The sequence below is a fragment of the Micromonospora sp. NPDC023869 genome, from assembly GCF_055559695.1.
In genome coordinates this window covers 300,083-315,880 of sequence record NZ_JBVHKD010000005.1, presented here as the reverse complement: position 1 = coordinate 315,880, position 15,798 = coordinate 300,083, and the positions used below count along the sequence as shown (strand labels likewise).

At 72.8% G+C, this 15,798-nt stretch carries 14 protein-coding genes; 1 reads left to right on the top strand and 13 read right to left on the bottom strand.

The genetic code is table 11. The features are described 5' to 3' along the window. Positions 1 to 142: 142 nt before the first annotated feature. From dapB to truB, 6 genes are all read right to left on the bottom strand, one after another. The gene (gene dapB, locus ACZ31C_RS17625) at positions 143 to 916 is read right to left on the bottom strand and encodes a 4-hydroxy-tetrahydrodipicolinate reductase (protein WP_465796175.1); all 774 of its coding nucleotides are present in this window, start codon (positions 914 to 916) and stop codon (positions 143 to 145) included. Between the two features lie 69 nt (positions 917 to 985). Beyond that, a complete protein-coding gene (locus ACZ31C_RS17620) occupies positions 986 to 2,395 on the bottom strand; it encodes a M16 family metallopeptidase (protein WP_465796174.1) in 1,410 nt (469 codons plus the stop codon). Positions 2,396 to 2,495: 100 nt separating this feature from the next. Next, positions 2,496 to 4,856 carry a polyribonucleotide nucleotidyltransferase gene (locus ACZ31C_RS17615; RefSeq protein ID WP_465796173.1) on the bottom strand — a complete coding sequence of 787 codons (2,361 nt, stop codon included), beginning with the start codon at positions 4,854 to 4,856 and terminating at the stop codon, positions 2,496 to 2,498. A gap of 225 nt (positions 4,857 to 5,081) precedes the next feature. Next, positions 5,082 to 5,351 (bottom strand): 30S ribosomal protein S15, encoded by a 270-nt coding sequence (gene rpsO / locus ACZ31C_RS17610; protein WP_117226670.1) that lies wholly within the window; start codon positions 5,349 to 5,351, stop codon positions 5,082 to 5,084. Between the two features lie 170 nt (positions 5,352 to 5,521). Next, positions 5,522 to 6,451, bottom strand: a complete 930-nt coding sequence (locus tag ACZ31C_RS17605) for a bifunctional riboflavin kinase/FAD synthetase (RefSeq protein WP_396745273.1) — start codon at positions 6,449 to 6,451, stop codon at positions 5,522 to 5,524. 52 nt (positions 6,452 to 6,503) lie between these two features. Further along, positions 6,504 to 7,388 (bottom strand): tRNA pseudouridine(55) synthase TruB, encoded by an 885-nt coding sequence (gene truB / locus ACZ31C_RS17600; RefSeq protein ID WP_465796172.1) that lies wholly within the window; start codon positions 7,386 to 7,388, stop codon positions 6,504 to 6,506. Between the two features lie 142 nt (positions 7,389 to 7,530). On the opposite strand from truB, the gene ACZ31C_RS17595 reads away from it, so the two are divergent. After that, positions 7,531 to 7,851 (top strand): hypothetical protein, encoded by a 321-nt coding sequence (locus ACZ31C_RS17595; protein WP_465796171.1) that lies wholly within the window; start codon positions 7,531 to 7,533, stop codon positions 7,849 to 7,851. A gap of 18 nt (positions 7,852 to 7,869) precedes the next feature. On the opposite strand, the gene ACZ31C_RS17590 is transcribed toward ACZ31C_RS17595, so the two are convergent. The 7 genes from ACZ31C_RS17590 to infB all read right to left on the bottom strand — a co-directional run bounded on the left by ACZ31C_RS17590 (position 7,870) and on the right by infB (position 15,677). After that, a complete protein-coding gene (locus ACZ31C_RS17590; RefSeq protein WP_465796170.1) occupies positions 7,870 to 9,219 on the bottom strand; it encodes an MATE family efflux transporter in 1,350 nt (449 codons plus the stop codon). Between the two features lie 562 nt (positions 9,220 to 9,781). Continuing rightward, complete coding sequence (locus ACZ31C_RS17585; protein WP_396745455.1) at positions 9,782 to 9,991, bottom strand: DUF6186 family protein; 210 nt, start codon at positions 9,989 to 9,991, stop codon at positions 9,782 to 9,784. Beyond that, positions 9,991 to 10,398, bottom strand: coding sequence for a hypothetical protein (locus ACZ31C_RS17580; RefSeq protein WP_350693770.1), 408 nt, complete (start codon positions 10,396 to 10,398; stop codon positions 9,991 to 9,993). The genes ACZ31C_RS17585 and ACZ31C_RS17580 overlap by 1 nt, the downstream gene beginning before the upstream one ends. A 65-nt stretch (positions 10,399 to 10,463) precedes the next feature. Next, positions 10,464 to 11,459, bottom strand: a complete 996-nt coding sequence (locus tag ACZ31C_RS17575) for a bifunctional oligoribonuclease/PAP phosphatase NrnA (protein ID WP_396745458.1) — start codon at positions 11,457 to 11,459, stop codon at positions 10,464 to 10,466. A gap of 194 nt (positions 11,460 to 11,653) precedes the next feature. Further along, complete coding sequence (rbfA, locus tag ACZ31C_RS17570) at positions 11,654 to 12,160, bottom strand: 30S ribosome-binding factor RbfA (protein ID WP_465796169.1); 507 nt, start codon at positions 12,158 to 12,160, stop codon at positions 11,654 to 11,656. A gap of 142 nt (positions 12,161 to 12,302) precedes the next feature. Continuing rightward, on the bottom strand, positions 12,303 to 12,596 hold the full coding sequence (locus ACZ31C_RS17565) for a DUF503 domain-containing protein (protein WP_350693767.1): 294 nt from the start codon (positions 12,594 to 12,596) through the stop codon (positions 12,303 to 12,305). 90 nt (positions 12,597 to 12,686) lie between these two features. Then, positions 12,687 to 15,677, bottom strand: coding sequence for a translation initiation factor IF-2 (gene infB, locus ACZ31C_RS17560; protein ID WP_465796168.1), 2,991 nt, complete (start codon positions 15,675 to 15,677; stop codon positions 12,687 to 12,689). Between the last annotated feature and the right edge of the window lie 121 nt (positions 15,678 to 15,798).

Genomic DNA, 15,798 nt, shown 5'->3' with positions numbered 1-15,798 from the left:
CGATAGCGCAGACGGTTCAGCTCGACAGTGCCCGAAGCAGGGGTAGGACACCGCCTCGGCCCGTCGCGGCAGGCTCGGCCCGTCGCGGCAGGCCCGGCCCGGGAGGAGTCCGCGTCGGGCGTGGCGGCCGCCCGGGTCGCGCTCAGTCGAGCAGCGGATCCAGGCCGAGCGTCAGACCGGGTCGGCCGGGCACCGCGCGCACGGCCAGCAGCACGCCGGGCATGAACGACACCCGGTCGTACGAGTCGTGCCGGATGGTCAGCGTCTCGCCGGTGGTGCCGAAGATCACCTCCTGGTGGGCGAGCAGGCCGGTGGCCCGGACCGCGTGCACGCGGACCCCGTCGACGTCGGCGCCCCGGGCACCGGCGACCTCGTCGGCGGTGGCGTCCGGCATCGGGCCCAGCCCGGCCTCGGCACGGGCCGCCGCGACCAGCCGGGCGGTGTGCGTGGCGGTGCCGCTGGGCGCGTCGAGCTTGCGCGGGTGGTGCTGTTCGATGATCTCGACGGACTCGAAGTGCCGGGCCGCGCGGGTGGCGAACTGCATCATCAGCACCGCGCCGATGCCGAAGTTCGGGGCGATCACCACGCCCAGCTCCGGCGTGCCGCCCAGCCATTCCCGCACCTGGTCCAGCCGCTGCCCGGTGAAGCCGGTGGTGCCGACGACCGCGTGCACCCCCTGGTCGACGCACCAGCGCAGGTTGTCCATCACCACGTCCGGGGTGGTGAAGTCGACGACCACCTGCGCCCCGGCGTCCGCGACGGCGGACAGCGGGTCGCCCTGGTCGACGCTGGCGACCAGCTCCATGTCGGCGGCGCCGTCGACGGCCTTGCACACCTCGAGGCCCATCCGGCCCCGGGCGCCCAGCACACCGACCCGGATCGGCCCGGTCGCGCCCTTCTCCTGCTCGTCAGTCACGCGGCACAACCTATCCCAATCGGGACGCCGGCACCCCGGGGGTACGACGGCCCCACCCGCGCGGCCGGATCAGGCGATGAAGTCCGACTCGCCGAACGGGCCGACCACGGCCAACGACATGGGTCGGCTGAGCAGGTCGGCGGCGAGGGCGTTGACGTCGTCCAGGGTGACCGCGTCGACCCGGTGCAGCAGCTCGTCGACCGGGACCAGGTCACCGTAGAGCAGCTCGCCCTTGGCCAGCCGGCTCATTCGCGAGCCGGTGTCCTCCAGGCCGAGCACGAACGAGCCCTTGCTCATCCCCTTGCCCCGGGCCAGCTCGGCCTCGGTGACGCCCTGCGCGGCGGTACGCGCCAACTCGGCCCGGGTCAGCTCCAGCACCTCCTGCACCCGGCCCGGTGCGCAGCCGGCGTACACGCCGAACAGGCCGGTGTCGGCGTACTGGCTGGCGTAGGAGTAGACCGAGTACGCGAGGCCGCGCCGCTCGCGGATCTCCTGGAACAGGCGGCTGGACATGCCGCCGCCGAGCACGTTGTTGAGCACGCCGAGGGCGAAGCGCCGCTCGTCGAGCCGGTCGATGCCGGGGCAGCCGAGCACCACGTGCGCCTGCTCGGTCTCCTTCGCGTGGACGACCACGGTGGGGGGCTGGGTGCGTACCTCCGGGGTGGTCGGCCGGTGTGACGCGGGCGTCGCCGGGTCGGTGTCCAGCGGGCTGCCCTTGAGTGCCGACCGGACCAGCCGGACCACGGTCGCGTGGTCGAGGTTCCCGGCGGCGGCGATGACGATCTGCGGCGCGACGTAGCGGCGGCGGTAGAAGCTCTGGATCTGCCGGCGGGTCATCGGGGTGACCGTCTCCGCGGTGCCGGAGATCAGCCGGCCCAGCGGGTGGTCGCCGTAGACGGCCCGGGTGAGCAGGTCGTGCACCTCGTCGCCGGGCTCGTCGTCGTGCATGGCGATCTCTTCGAGGATGACGCCCCGCTCGGTCTCCACGTCGGCCGGTTCCAGCACCGAATCGGCGACCAGGTCACACATCACGTCGATGGCCAGGGGCAGGTCCTCGTCCAGCACCCGGGCGTAGTAGCAGGTGTACTCCTTCGTGGTGAAGGCGTTGGTCTCGCCGCCGACCGCCTCGATCGACGAGGAGATCTCCAGGGCGTCCCGCTTGTGGGTGCCTTTGAAGAGCAGGTGCTCCAGGAAGTGGGCGGCGCCGGCCTGCGGCCCGGTCTCGTCCCGGGAGCCGACCGCCACCCAGATGCCGAACGAGACGCTGCGCATCGCCGGGATCGCCTCGGTGAGTACCCGCAGCCCGCTGGGGAGCACCGTGCGGCGCACCGTACCGCCCAGCGGGTCGTCACTCAGCGTCCTGGTCACCGCCCGGGTGGCCGCTCCGGCGGACCGGGTCGTCGCGGCGGCGTGCCGGCTGCCGGACGGTGTTCCTCCCGGTCGCGCCGCGGGCAAGGACGAACGGCGGGTCCGACTCACGGCAACCTGCTTCCCAGTACGACGAGGGGTGGTGGATCACGAACCGGCCGGGCGACGGTGTCGCCCGGCCGGTCAGCGGTGCGGTACTACCAAACGGCGATCAGCTGTGCCGGGTGCGGCGCCGCGGACGGGAGTCCCCGCCGCCGTCGCCCTCGCCACCCTCCGGGCCACGCCCGCCCCGGTCGCCACCGCGCTCGCGGTCGCCCCGGTCACGCGGGCCCCGGTCGCCCCGGTCGCGGCTGGCCGGCCGCTCGCCACCGGCCTCGGCGGCCGGTGCCTCGGCGCCCTCCGGCCGGACCTTGTCCAGGTAGATCTTGCCGCGCTGGTCGATGTCGGCGATCTCGACCTCGACCTTGTCGCCGACGTTGAGGAAGTCCTCGACCTTCTCGACCCGCTTGCCGTCGCCCACCTTGGAGATGTGCAGCAGGCCGTCGCGGCCCGGCAGCAGCGAGACGAACGCGCCGAACGGCGCGGTCTTGACCACCGTGCCCAGGAAGCGGTCGCCCATCTTGGGCAGGGTCGGGTTGGCGATCCCGTTGATCCGCTCGACCGCGGCCTGCGCCGACGGGCCGTTGGTGGCGCCGACGTAGATGGTGCCGTCGTCCTCGATGGAGATCTCGGCGCCGGTCTCGTCCTGGATGGCGTTGATGGTCTGGCCCTTCGGGCCGATCACCATGCCGATCTTGTCGACCGGGATCTTCACCGTGGTGACCCGCGGCGCGTAGTCGGACATCTCGGCCGGGGCCTCGATCGCCCGCTGCATCACGTCGAGAATGGTCTGCCGGGCCTCGTACGCCTGCTGGAGCGCGGCGGCCAGCACGTCCGACGGGATGCCGTCGAGCTTGGTGTCGAGCTGCAGGGCGGTGACGAAGTCCCGGGTGCCGGCGACCTTGAAGTCCATGTCACCGAAGGCGTCCTCGGCACCGAGGATGTCGGTCAGCGTCACGTACTGGGTCTTGCCGTCGACCTCGTCGGAGATGAGGCCCATGGCGATGCCGGCCACCGGCGCCTTCAGCGGCACACCGGCGGAGAGCAGACCGAGCGACGAGGCGCAGACCGAACCCATCGAGGTGGAGCCGTTGGAGCCGAGCGCCTCGGAGACCTGCCGGATCGCGTACGGGAACTCCTCGCGCGACGGCAGCACCGGGATCAGCGCCCGCTCGGCCAGCGCGCCGTGCCCGATCTCGCGGCGCTTCGGCGAGCCGACCCGGCCGGTCTCACCGGTCGAGTACGGCGGGAAGTTGTAGTTGTGCATGTAGCGCTTGGACTTCTCCGGGGAGAGGGTGTCCAGCGCCTGCTCCATGCGGAGCATGTTCAGCGTGGTGACGCCCAGGATCTGGGTCTCGCCGCGCTCGAACAGCGCCGAGCCGTGCACCCGGGGCAGCACGCCGACCTCGGCGCTCAGCGGACGGATCTCGCGCGGGCCACGGCCGTCGATCCGGACCTGCTCCCGCAGCACGCGACCGCGCACCTCGGACTTGGTCAGCGAGCGGAAGGAGGCCGACAGCTCCTTCTCCCGACCCTCGAAGCGCGGGCCGAGCTCCTCCAGCAGGCGGGCCTTGACCGCGTCCAGGGCCTCCTCGCGGTCCGCCTTGCCGGCGATCTGCAGGGCCTCGGCGACGTCGGCGCGAGCGAACTCGGCGACGGCGTCGTACGCGTCGTCCTGGTACTCCAGGAAGACCGGGAACTCGGCGACCGGCTTGGCGGACACCTCGGCCAGCTCGCTCTGCGCGCGGCACAGCTCACGGATGGCCGGCTTGGCGGCCTCCAGACCGCTGGCCACGACCTCCTCGGTGGGGGCCGGGGCACCGTCGGCGACCAGCTTGACGGTGTGCTCGGTGGCCTCGGCCTCGACCATCATGATCGCGACGTCGCCGTCGGCCAGGGCGCGACCGGCCACCACCATGTCGAAGGTGGCGCGGCTCAGCTCCTCGTGGGTCGGGAAGGCGACCCACTGGCCGTCGACGTGGGCCATCCGGGTGGCCCCGATCGGGCCGGAGAACGGCAGGCCGGAGAGCTTCGTCGACATCGAGGCGGCGTTGATCGCCACCACGTCGTACGGGTGCTGCGGGTCGAGCGCGAGGATGGTCTCGACGACCTGCACCTCGTTGCGCAGGCCCTTGACGAACGAGGGGCGCAGCGGCCGGTCGATCAGGCGGCAGGTGAGGATGGCGTCCTCGCTGGGGCGACCCTCCCGGCGGAAGAACGAGCCGGGGATCCGGCCCGCGGCGTACATCCGCTCCTCGACGTCGACGGTCAGCGGGAAGAAGTCGAACTGCTCCTTCGGGTGCTTGCCGGCGGTGGTGGCGGAGAGGACGACCGTCTCGCCGAGCTGGGCGATGACGGAGCCGGCGGCCTGACGGGCCAGCCGACCGGTGGAGAAGGTGATCTCACGAGTGCCGAACGACCCGTTGTCGATCACGGCGGTGCGGGTTTCGGTGCCGAGTTTGGTCTCGGTCATGGTGCTGTAGTGCTCCTTCGCATCGGGGGCCACGACGCGGGAGCTGTACGGACGGCCGGTCTTCGATCGAAGCGCCCGGTACCACCGGCGACTGCCGGGGCCTCCGGAGGCCACTACCGGAGACCGGTACGCCGACGGCTCCCCTTGTCTCAGGTGCGCGCGGCCCGTGTCTCGGGTGGGACGCGGACGGGGGGAGCGACCCGCTGGGCCGCTCCCCCCGTCACGTCACCGACGCAGACCGAGTCGCTCGATGAGCGACCGGTAGCGGTTGATGTCCTTCTTCTGCACGTAGTTGAGCAGCCGGCGGCGACGGCCGACCAGCAGCAGCAGCCCACGGCGGCTGTGGTGGTCGTGCTTGTGCACCTTCAGGTGCTCGGTGAGCTCGGCGATCCGCTTGGTGAGGACCGCGACCTGCACCTCGGGCGACCCGGTGTCACCCTCGGCGGTCGCGTACTCTTCGCGGATCTTGGCCTTGGCCTGCTGGTCGAGCGCCATGTTCTCCCTGTTCTGGTGGGTTGTCGATACGGTTCGTCGGGCCGGGCTAGGGCACCGGCGACGAACGGCCTTCGCGCCCGCGGCGTCGAGCAGGCAGCGAGGCCCCACGTCGGTCAGCCGACGTCCACGCCAGCCTACCAGCACCTGGTCGGGATCGCCCTGACGAGCCCTCAGCCCAGCGCCCGGCGCGTCTGCGCGACGTCCTCGGTGATCTGGGCGACCAGCGGCTCGATCGCGTCGTACCGGACCTGCCCGCGCAGGCGGGACACGAAGTCCAGGGCGAGCCGCTCGCCGTACAGGTCGCCGTCGAAGTCCAGCGCGTACGCCTCGACCCGCCGCTCCCGGCCGGAGAAGGTCGGGTTGGTGCCGATCGAGACGGCGGCGGCCAGCGGGTGCGGCTGCCCCCGACGGATCATCCGGGCGGCGTAGATGCCGTCCGCCGGGACCGCCGCGTACCGGTGGCAGAGCAGGTTCGCGGTGGGGAAGCCCAGTTCCCGGCCGCGCTGGTCACCCCGGACCACGACCCCCTCCAGCCGGTGCGGTCGCCCGAGCGCGACGGCAGCAGCGGCCACGTCCCCCGCGTCGACGCAGGAGCGGATGTACGTGGACGAGAAGACCGTGCCCGCCTCGGAGACCAGCGGGGCGTCCTCGACGGCGAAACCGAACGTACGGCCGAGCCGGTCGAGCAGGGCGACGTCCCCGGCGGCCCGGTGCCCGAACCGGAAGTTGTCCCCCACCACCACCAGCGCGGCGTGCAGGTGCGCGACCAGGATGTCGTGCACGAACGCCTCGGCGGGCAGCCGGGAGAACTCGGCGGTGAACGGCACCACGCAGAGCACGTCCACGCCGAGCGACTCGATCAGCTCGGCCTTGCGGGCCGGTTCGGTGAGCACCGCCGGGTGGGAGCCGGGCCGGACCACCTCGGCCGGGTGCGGGTCGAAGGTGACCACCACCGACTGCACGCCCAGTTCACGGGCCCGGGCGACGGTGTGGCCGATGGTCGCCTGGTGCCCCTTGTGCACGCCGTCGAAGACGCCGATGGTGACGACGGACCGCCCCCACCCGCCGGGCACCGCGTCGAAGCCCCGCCACCGCTGCATGCTGTTCCTCCGCTAGTCCGCCCGCCCGTACCGACCGGGCCGGCATCCGCCGTCAGGCCGGGGCGAGCACGATCTCCGCGCGGGCCCGGCCACCCCGCTCGCTGACGATAGCGATCAACCCGCCGGCCGGATCGAAGACCGCGTACGGTCCGGCCAGCCCGACCGGCTCCAGCGGCCCACCGTGGGAGAGCACCTTCGCCTCGTCGGGTCCGGCGTCCCGGCGGGGGAAGAACCGGTCGGCGGCGGCCGCCAGCGGCACCCCGACCACGTCGGGCGCGCGCTGCTCCAGCTCGTCGAGGGTGGCGGCCTCGGCCAGGGTGAAGCCGCCCACCGCGGTCCGCCGCAGCGCGGTCAGGTGCCCACCGACCCCGAGCGCCAGGCCCGCGTCGCGCGCGATCGCCCGGATGTACGTACCGGTGGAGCAGGACACGTCGACGTCGACGTCGACGACGTCCGGCTGGTCGCGCCGGATCGCCAGCACGTCGAGGCGGGACACGGTGACCCGCCGGGGCGGCAGGTCGACGCTCTCCCCCGAGCGCACCCGCTTGTACGCCCGCTGCCCGTCGATCTTGATGGCGCTCACCGCGCTCGGCACCTGGTCGATCTCGCCGGTCAGGTCCGCCAGCGCGGCGTGGATCGCCGCGTCGGTGACGGTGCCGGCGGGCGTGGTGGCGATCACGTCGCCCTCCGCGTCGTCGGTGACCGTGGACTGGCCGAGGCGGACGGTGGCGGTGTAGCTCTTGTCCGCCCCGATCACGTACGTCAGCAGCCGGGTGGCCCGGTTCACGCCGATCACCAGGACCCCGGTGGCCATCGGGTCGAGTGTGCCGCCGTGGCCGACCCGCCGGGTCCGCGCGAACCGGCGGATCCTCGCCACCACGTCGTGCGACGTCATGCCGCCGGGCTTGTCCACCACGATCAGACCGTCAGTGCTCACGACGTGCAAGCCTGCCAGACCGCCCGCGCCCGCCCGACACCGGACGACCGGCCGGAAATCGGATGTACGCGCCGGTGGCGGCCCTGCCAGGATGGTGCGCCGATGGCGGCGAGGTGCCACCGGCGGATCGCGAGGAGACGAGATGGCCACGAGCGACGGCACCGTCCGCAAGCGAGGTCCCGAGCGCCCGGTGGGCCTGCGGACTCCGGAACAGCCGAGCATGTTGCCCGACTGGATGCGCGACCCGCCCCCGCCTCGACGCACCCTGGGGACCCGGGTCGGCGACCGCCTCGCCGCGCTGCCCGGAGCGCGGTGGCTGCGCGTCCGATGGTGGGCGTGGCAGAGACGGCAACGGCTCTACCAGCGCTATCCGGTCACCGCCAAGATCGTCATGATGGTCGTCGCCTGGACGCTCGCGCTGGTCCTGGTGCTGGCGGCCTACGGGATCTTCAGTCTGATCTGAACCGCCGCCGCATCGCCGTCACGCGACGGCGTCGGCGGTCCGCGTCTCGTCCCGGACCGCGCCGGTCACCGCCCAGGCACCGCTGCGCAGCCGCAGCACCAGACCGACCAGCCGGACGACGACGAACAGCATCAGGCCCGCCCAGATCCCGCCGAGGCCGAGCTCGAAGGCGTAGGCGAGCCAGATCGCCGGCAGGAACCCGCCCAGCGCACCGGCCATGGTCAGATTGCGCAGATAGCGGATGTCACCGGCACCGATCAGCACGCCGTCCAGGGCGAACACCACCCCGGCCAGCGGCAGCATCGCGACGAACCACGGCCAGGCCACCATCGCCTGCGCGTGCACGGCGGTGTCCGGGGTGAACAGTGCCGGCACCACACCGGCACCGGCCGCCACCAGCACTGCGAAGGCGGTGCCGCAGACCGCGCCCAGCCAGGCGACCCGGCGGGCCAGGGCCCGCGCCACCGCCGCGTCACCGCCGCCGAGGGCCGCACCGACCAGCGCCTGCGCGGCGATGGCCAACGCGTCGAGCACCAGCGCGGCGAAGAACCAGAGCTGCACGGCGATCTGGTGGGCACCGACCACGGCGGCACCGAACCGGGCCGCCACGGCGGTCGCCGACAGGAAGCTGACCTGGAACGCCACGCCCCGGATCAGCAGGTCCCGGCTGAGCACGAGTTGCTGGCGGATGACCCGCAGGTGCGGGCGCAGCGGGGCCCGCTCGGAGATCAGCGCGCCGACGAAGAGCACGCCGCCGAGGGTCTGTGCGACCGCGTTGGCCACCGCCGAGCCGATCATCCCCATCCCCACCGGATAGACCAGCACCGGACAGAGCACCGCGGAGAGCAGGTTCGGGCCGACCACGAAGAACAGCGGCCGTCGGGTGTCCTGCACGCCCCGCATCCAGCCGTTGCCGGCGGCGGCGAGCAGCAGACCGGGCGCACCGAAGGCGGCGACCCTCAGCCACTGCCCGGCGGCCTCACCCACCTCGCCACCGCCCGCGAGGGCGCCGGCCAGCGCGCCGCCACCGAACTGCATGGCGACCACGACCAGCACTCCCACCCCGAACGCCAGCCAGGAGGACTGCACGCCCTCGGCCACGGCGGCGGCCCGGTCACCGGCGCCGAAGCGGCGGGCGGCCCGGCCGGTGGTGCCGTAGGCGACCACGGTGCCCAGCCAGGCGGTCAGGGTCATCACGGTGCCGCCGACGGCCACCGCGGCCAGCGGCACGCGGCCCAGGTGGCCGACGACGGCGGTGTCGACGAGGACATAGATCGGCTCGGCGGCCAGCACCACGAGGGCGGGCAGGGCGAGCGCGGCGAACCGGCGCGGCGAGGCGACACGGCTGGCAACGGTGGTCTGGCTCATCGCCGCCGATCCTGGCACGCGATGTGTAAGGAGAGCAAGCTCCTGCGCCACTTACCCGTCGCGGGCGTCGGCCAGGACGGCGGGAGGGCGGGTGATGGTCGGTACGCGGCCGGTGGCGCGGGCCGCGCCGGGATCGTCAGGCGATCCGAGGCGGTGACGCCGTACGCGCGATGCGGCTCGGCGTCACCGCCGGGCGCGTACGGTCACTGACGGGTGTCCATCGAGGTCTGCAGGGCGCGGCGGGCCTGCTCGCGGGCCTCGTCGGTGGTCTCGGGCTTGGGCTTGGCGGGCATGGCGAACCCCTTCCAGGGCGCGCGCCGACTGGCGCGACGGCAGCACGGGCGGTGTACGACAGACACCCGGAACCGGCCCCAGGATCACCGGAGCTATGGACGGGTGGTGTGGTGGTTGGCCCGGGTCGGTCGACCCTGGAGGGGAAGCGACGCCGGGTAGGGCTCCGCTCCCGTGACCCGCGCCACAGCAGCACCGGTCTATTCCCAAGCTATCGTTCAGGTCCACATGGTGCGTGCTGTTCCCGCCATCTGGACCGGTGGAATCCCGGTCACCTGGCCAGGAAGTGCCAGCCCACCCACCACCAGAAGCCGAACATCCCGATCCGGCCCACCGGAACCGGACCGACCTCGTAGCGCATCACGTAGGCGCACATCTCGCCGAGCGTCGGAATGCGCGAGCCCTCCCGCCGCGCCATCCACTCGACCACCGCGAACAGCGCGAGGCCGACCAGGAACCCACCGATCGCCAGATACCGCATCATCGACGCACCAACCCCCAGAACGCCGACAGCCAGACCAGCCAGGCGGCGGAACGGACCAGCCGGTCCTCCAACAACGGGTCGGCCAGCAGCGAGAAGGTGGGGAAGTCGTCACCGGCCGCCGCGAAGAACGTGGCCCCCTCGAACACCCCGAACACCACCACCGGCAGCGTCCACCAGACCGCGCCGGAACCCAGGCGCTGCGGGGCCGGACGGGCCTGCACCCGCTTGGTCAGGCCCAGCCAGATCAACAGCCCGCCGGTGCCGAACACATAGAGGTTGGCCTCCGTGGAGAACGACGGGAACCGCCCGCCGACCAGCGATAGGGCCACCAGCACCGGTACGCAGACGACCGGTCTCTCCCACGTACGGGGGGCGTCGATCGTGAGGTCGTGGGGCTGCTCCATCACTCGATTCTCCCCGTCATCTCCCGGCGGCGGTATGGCAACACTCCCCCGAGCCACCCCTGAAATCACCCCTCGGGGTCGACACCGCTTCCCGGCCCGGGCGCCACCAACTCGGCGCGTACCCGGTCGACCACCTCGTCCACACTGCCCCGGCCGGTGAACCCGGCGGCGAGTCGATGCCCACCACCGCCCAGCGCGACCGCCACCCGGCTCACGTCCACCGCACCCTTGCTGCGCAGCGACACCGCCCACTCCTGGGGCCCGGTCTGCTTCACCACGCAGCTCACGTCGGCCTCGGCGGTGCACCGCACCGGATCGATCAGCGCCTCCAGAACGTACGGTCGCTGGTCGTGCCGGGCCAGGTCGTCCAGGGTCGCGTACGTCCAGACCAGGCCGTGCCCGGACGCCGCCTCGGGCTCCAGCCGGGCGCGGCCGAGCACCTCGCCGAAGAGGCGCACCGCGCCGAACGGGCGGCTGTCGAACACCCGCCGGGAGATCTCCCCCGGCCGGATGCCGGTGGACAGCAGACGGGCCGCCATCTCGTGCACGGCCGGAGTGGTCGCGTCGAACCGGAACGAGCCGGTGTCGGTGCTCAACGCCACGTACAGGCACTCGGCGATGCCGGCGTCCAGCGGGACGCCGAGCCGGGCCAGCAGCTCCTCCGCGACCACCGAGGTCGCCGCCGCCGCCGGGTCGACCAGGTTGACGTCACCGAAGCCGGAGTTGGAGGCGTGGTGGTCGAGCACCAGCGCGGTGCCCGGGCCGGCCAGCCGGTCGGCCAGGTCGCCGAGGCGCGAGTCGCTGGCCGCGTCGAAGCAGATCACCAGGTCCGGCTCCGGGTCGGCCTCGGTCGCCGGGACCAGCAGCTCCAGCCCGGGCAGGCCGCGGAACGGCTCGGGCACCTCCGGCGGCCCGGGGAAGGTCGCCTGCAACCGGCGTACGCCGAGCTGCCGCAGCCCGAGCCCGAACCCGAGCATGCTGCCCAGCGCGTCGCCGTCCGGGTTGACGTGGCAGATCAGCAGCACCCGCCCGGCGGGCACCACCTGGCGTACCGCCGCCACCGCCGCGGCCCAGTCGGCCTCGCTCGGCGCGGACCCGCCCGGGGACGACGACGTCGCCGCGTCCGTCGAGACTCCGGTGGTCGCCGCGTCCGGGTCGGCGGAGACCGCCGGCCCCTCGGCCGCGCCGGGGCGGGCCGGACTCGGCAGCGCCGCGCCCGGGCCCGACTCGGTCAGCGCACCGCCGGAGGGGGCGGTCACCGCCGTTCCCCGCTCCGGGTCTCGTCCGTGTCACCGGTGCCGGGCTGGTTCTCGGCCTCGGCGGCCTCGTCGGCCTCGTCTTCCTCGTCGTCGAGCCGGTAGGGCTGGGCCTCACCGGCGTACTCGGCCTTGGCGGCGAGGCGCTGCACCTCCGCGTCGGCAGTCCGGGCCGCGGCGAGCAGATCGTCGATGTGCTTCACCTGGTCCTGCACGTCGTCCAGGACGAAGGTGAGGGTCGGCGAGTGGCGCAGCCCGAGCGCCTTGCCGACGGTGCTGCGCAGCATGCCCTTGGCGCTGTCCAGCGCGGCGGCGGTGCCTGCCTGTGCCGCCGCGTCACCGAGCACGGTGTAGAAGACCGTGGCGTCGCGCAGGTCGGCGGTTATCCGGGCGTCGGTGATAGTGATCATGCCGAGCCGCGGGTCCTTGATCTGGCTCCGCACCACCGACGCGACCAGTTCACGCACCCGCTCCGCATGCCGACGTACCTTGGCCGGATCCGTCATCTCCGCCACCTCCACGGCGTCCCGCTGCCGGCCGGAACCGGCGACGCCGTCACCGGAGCCCGCACCGACCCCAACACTGGAAACCCTACCCGCGCCACGTGCTCCGGCGCGCGGGGCGGCAGGTGGCCGCGACCGCCACCGGTCAGTCCTCCGCGCCGTGCAGTCGGCGGCGCACCGACAGCAACTCGACCTCCGGTCGACCGGCCACCAGGCGCTCGCACGAGTCGAGCACCTCACGGGCGTGCGCCGCCTCCGCGGCCACGACCGCCACTCCTATCTCGGCTCGACCGTGCAGGTCGAGCGCACCCACCTCGGCGGCCGACACCTCGAAGCGGCGCAGCGCCGCCACGATCGGCCGTACGTACGATCTCTTCGCCTTCAGCGACCGGGAGTCGCCCGGCAGCAGCAGGTCGAACACTGCGGTTGCGGTGAACATCGCTGCGGACACTACCCGCACCCCACCCCACATGATCAAGGGGTTTACGCCATTCGGCGTAAACCCCTCGATCAGTGCGTCACTACCGGATCAGGCGCGAACCTTCTCCCGCATCTCGAAGGTCTCGATGATGTCGCCCGGCTGCACGTTGTTGTAACCGGACAGCGTCAGACCACACTCGAAGCCCTCGCGGACCTCGGTCGCGTCGTCCTTGAACCGCTTGAGCGAGCTGATCGTGATGTTGTCCGCCACGACCGTGCCGTCGCGCAGCAGGCGCGCCTTCGCGTTGCGTCGGATGATGCCCGACCGGACGATGCAACCGGAGATGTTGCCGATCTTGGACGAGCGGAAGACCTCGCGGATCTCCGCGCTGCCCAGCTCGACCTCCTCGTACTCCGGCTTGAGCAGGCCCTTGAGCGCCGCCTCGATCTCCTCGATGGCCTGGTAGATGACGGTGTAGTACCGGATCTCCACGCCCTCGCGGTCGGCCATCTCGCGGACCTTGTTGGAGGCCCGCACGTTGAAGCCGATGATCGTGACCGGCTCGGACGAGGCGCTCGCGAGCATGACGTTGCTCTCGGTGATCGCGCCGACGCCCCGGTCGAGGACCTTGAGCTGGACCTCCTCGGGGATGTCCAGGTTGAACAGCGCGTCCTCCAGGGCCTCCACCGAACCGGAGACATCGCCCTTGAGGATGAGGTTGAGCGACGTCTTCTCGCCCTCCTTGAGCTGCTCCATGAGCGTCTCGAGGGTGGCCCGGCCACGGGAGTTGGCGAAGGCCGCCGCCCGCCGCCGCGCCTGACGCTGCTCGGCGATCTGCCGCACCGTGCGGTCGTCCGCCGCGGCGAGGAAGGTGTCACCGGCACCGGGCACCGCGGTCAGGCCGAGGACCATGACCGGACGCGCCGGGCCGGCCTCGGTGACCTGGTTGCCGTTCTCGTCGAGCATCGCCCGGACCCGGCCGTGCGCCCCACCGGCGACGATCGAGTCGCCCGCCCGCAGGGTGCCCTTCTGCACCAGCACCGTCGCCACCGCGCCACGGCCCTTGTCCAGGTGCGCCTCGATGGCCACACCCTGCGCCGGCCCGTCGGTCGGAGCGGTCAGCTCCAGCGACGCGTCGGCGGTGAGCAGCACGGCCTCGAGGAGTTCCTCGATGCCGATGCCGGGCTTCGCGGCCACGTTGACGAACATGGTCTCGCCGCCGTACTCCTCGGCGACCAGGCCGTACTCGGTCAGCTGCTGGCGGACCTTGTCCGGGTTGGCCTCCGGCTTGTCGACCTTGTTGACCGCGACCACGATCGGCACGTCCGCCGCCTTGGCGTGGTTGAGCGCCTCGATGGTCTGCGGCATCACGCCGTCGTCGGCCGCCACCACCAGGATCACGATGTCGGTGACCTGGGCACCACGGGCACGCATGGCGGTGAACGCCTCGTGACCCGGGGTGTCGATGAAGGTGACCGCCCGGTCCTCGCCCTCGTGCGGGACGTGGACCTGGTAGGCGCCGATGTGCTGGGTGATGCCACCGGCCTCGCCGGCCACCACGTTCGCCTTGCGGATCGCGTCGAGCAGCTTGGTCTTACCGTGGTCGACGTGACCCATGACGGTCACCACCGGCGCACGGCTGACCAGGCGGTCCTCCGCGACCTCGGCGTCGAGGTCGATGTTGAACTGCGCGAGCAGCTCGCGGTCCTCGTCCTCCGGGCTGACGATCTGCACGTTGAAGCCGAGGTGCTCACCCAGCAGCAGCAGGGTGTCGTCGGAGCACGACTGGGTCGCGGTGACCATCTCGCCCAGGTTGAACATCTCCTGGACCAGCGAACCCGGGTTGGCGTTGATCTTGTCGGCGAAGTCCGACAGCGAGGCGCCACGGGAGAGCCGGACCGTCTGCCCCTGACCCCGGGGAGCACCCGAGCTCATGGTCGGGGCCGACAGGTTGTCGAACTCCTGTCTGCGCTGCTTCTTGGACTTGCGACCACGGGTCGGCTTGCCACCCGGACGCCCGAAGGCACCGGCGGCACCGCCGCCACGGCCACGACCGCCGCCACCCGGACGACCGCCGCCACCGGCCGGACCACCCGGCCGGAAGCCACCACCGGCACCGGCGCCACCGCCGCCACCGGGGCCGCCACGGTAGCCGCCGCCACCGCCACCACCACCGGGGCCGCCACGGTAGCCGCCGCCACCGCCACCACCACCGGGGCCGCCACGGTAACCGCCGCCGCCGCCGCCACCCGGACGACCGGCACCGCCGCCACCGGGACGACCGGCACCCGGGCCACCCGGACGACCGGGACGCTGACTCGGCATGGAGGCCGGGCTGGGCCGCGGCGGCATCGAGGCGGGACTCGGCCGCGGCGGCATCGAGGCCGGGCTGGGCCGGGGGCCACCGGCACCGGCGGCCGGCGGCCGCTGCTGCTGGCTGCCCTGGATACCGAAGGGGTTGTTACCGGCGCCACGCGCCGGCGGGCGACCCTGCCGACCACCCGGGCCGGGGTTCGGGCCACCGGGACGACCCGCAGCCGGGGAACCCGGGCGGGGCGGCATGGTGCCGGGACCGGGCCGCGGACCCGGACGGGCGCCACCGTCGGCCGGAGGCTCCCGGCGGACGTTCTCGCGCTGCTGCTGGCGGGCGGCCTGCGCGGCCTTGACCGCGGCCTCCTGCTCGGCCTTCAGCGCGGCGGCGCGCGCCTCGGCGGCGGCCACCTCGATGTCGTGGGCACTCGCCGGCTTGGCGACCGGGGCCGCCGCCGGCGGAGGGCCGGGAACCGGCGCCTTCGGCTTCGGCCCGGGCATCGCCGGACGCCGCGGCGGCGTCGGCTTGGCGGTGACCCGGGGCTCGCCGGGGGTCGACGGCGGGGCGGGTGCTGCCGTCGGAGCCGGTGCGGCCGACGGCGCAGCCGCCGGGGCACCAGAGCCGCCGGAGGCGACGAACGCGTTACGAAGTCGCCGGGCGACGGGCGCCTCGACGGTGCTCGACGCGGACTTGACGAACTCGCCCATTTCCTTCAGCTTGGCGAGAACGGTCTTGCTTTCGACCCCGAGCTCTTTCGCAAGCTCGTGTACGCGGGCCTTGCCTGCCACTGCACTCCTCACTCCGAGGTCGTGCGGGCAGCACCCGCAGCGACCTCACTCGTGCACTTGAAGCCTGGTCATTTCTGGGACTTCATCGTGTGCTCATGTCGGTCGTCCTACCTTGCTAGCG

Coding starts and splice junctions, on each gene's coding strand:
- ACZ31C_RS17585 (WP_396745455.1), bottom strand. CDS start 9,991: ATGCGGTATCTGGCGATCGGTGGGTTCCTGGTCGGCCTCGCGCTGTTC.
- rpsO (WP_117226670.1), bottom strand. CDS start 5,351: ATGGCGCTCGACCAGCAGGCCAAGGCCAAGATCCGCGAAGAGTACGCG.
- ACZ31C_RS17565 (WP_350693767.1), bottom strand. CDS start 12,596: ATGTTCACCGCAACCGCAGTGTTCGACCTGCTGCTGCCGGGCGACTCC.
- ACZ31C_RS17595 (WP_465796171.1), top strand. CDS start 7,531: ATGGCCACGAGCGACGGCACCGTCCGCAAGCGAGGTCCCGAGCGCCCG.
- ACZ31C_RS17605 (WP_396745273.1), bottom strand. CDS start 6,451: ATGCAGCGGTGGCGGGGCTTCGACGCGGTGCCCGGCGGGTGGGGGCGG.
- ACZ31C_RS17590 (WP_465796170.1), bottom strand. CDS start 9,219: ATGAGCCAGACCACCGTTGCCAGCCGTGTCGCCTCGCCGCGCCGGTTC.
- ACZ31C_RS17615 (WP_465796173.1), bottom strand. CDS start 4,856: ATGACCGAGACCAAACTCGGCACCGAAACCCGCACCGCCGTGATCGAC.
- ACZ31C_RS17580 (WP_350693770.1), bottom strand. CDS start 10,398: ATGGAGCAGCCCCACGACCTCACGATCGACGCCCCCCGTACGTGGGAG.
- rbfA (WP_465796169.1), bottom strand. CDS start 12,160: ATGACGGATCCGGCCAAGGTACGTCGGCATGCGGAGCGGGTGCGTGAA.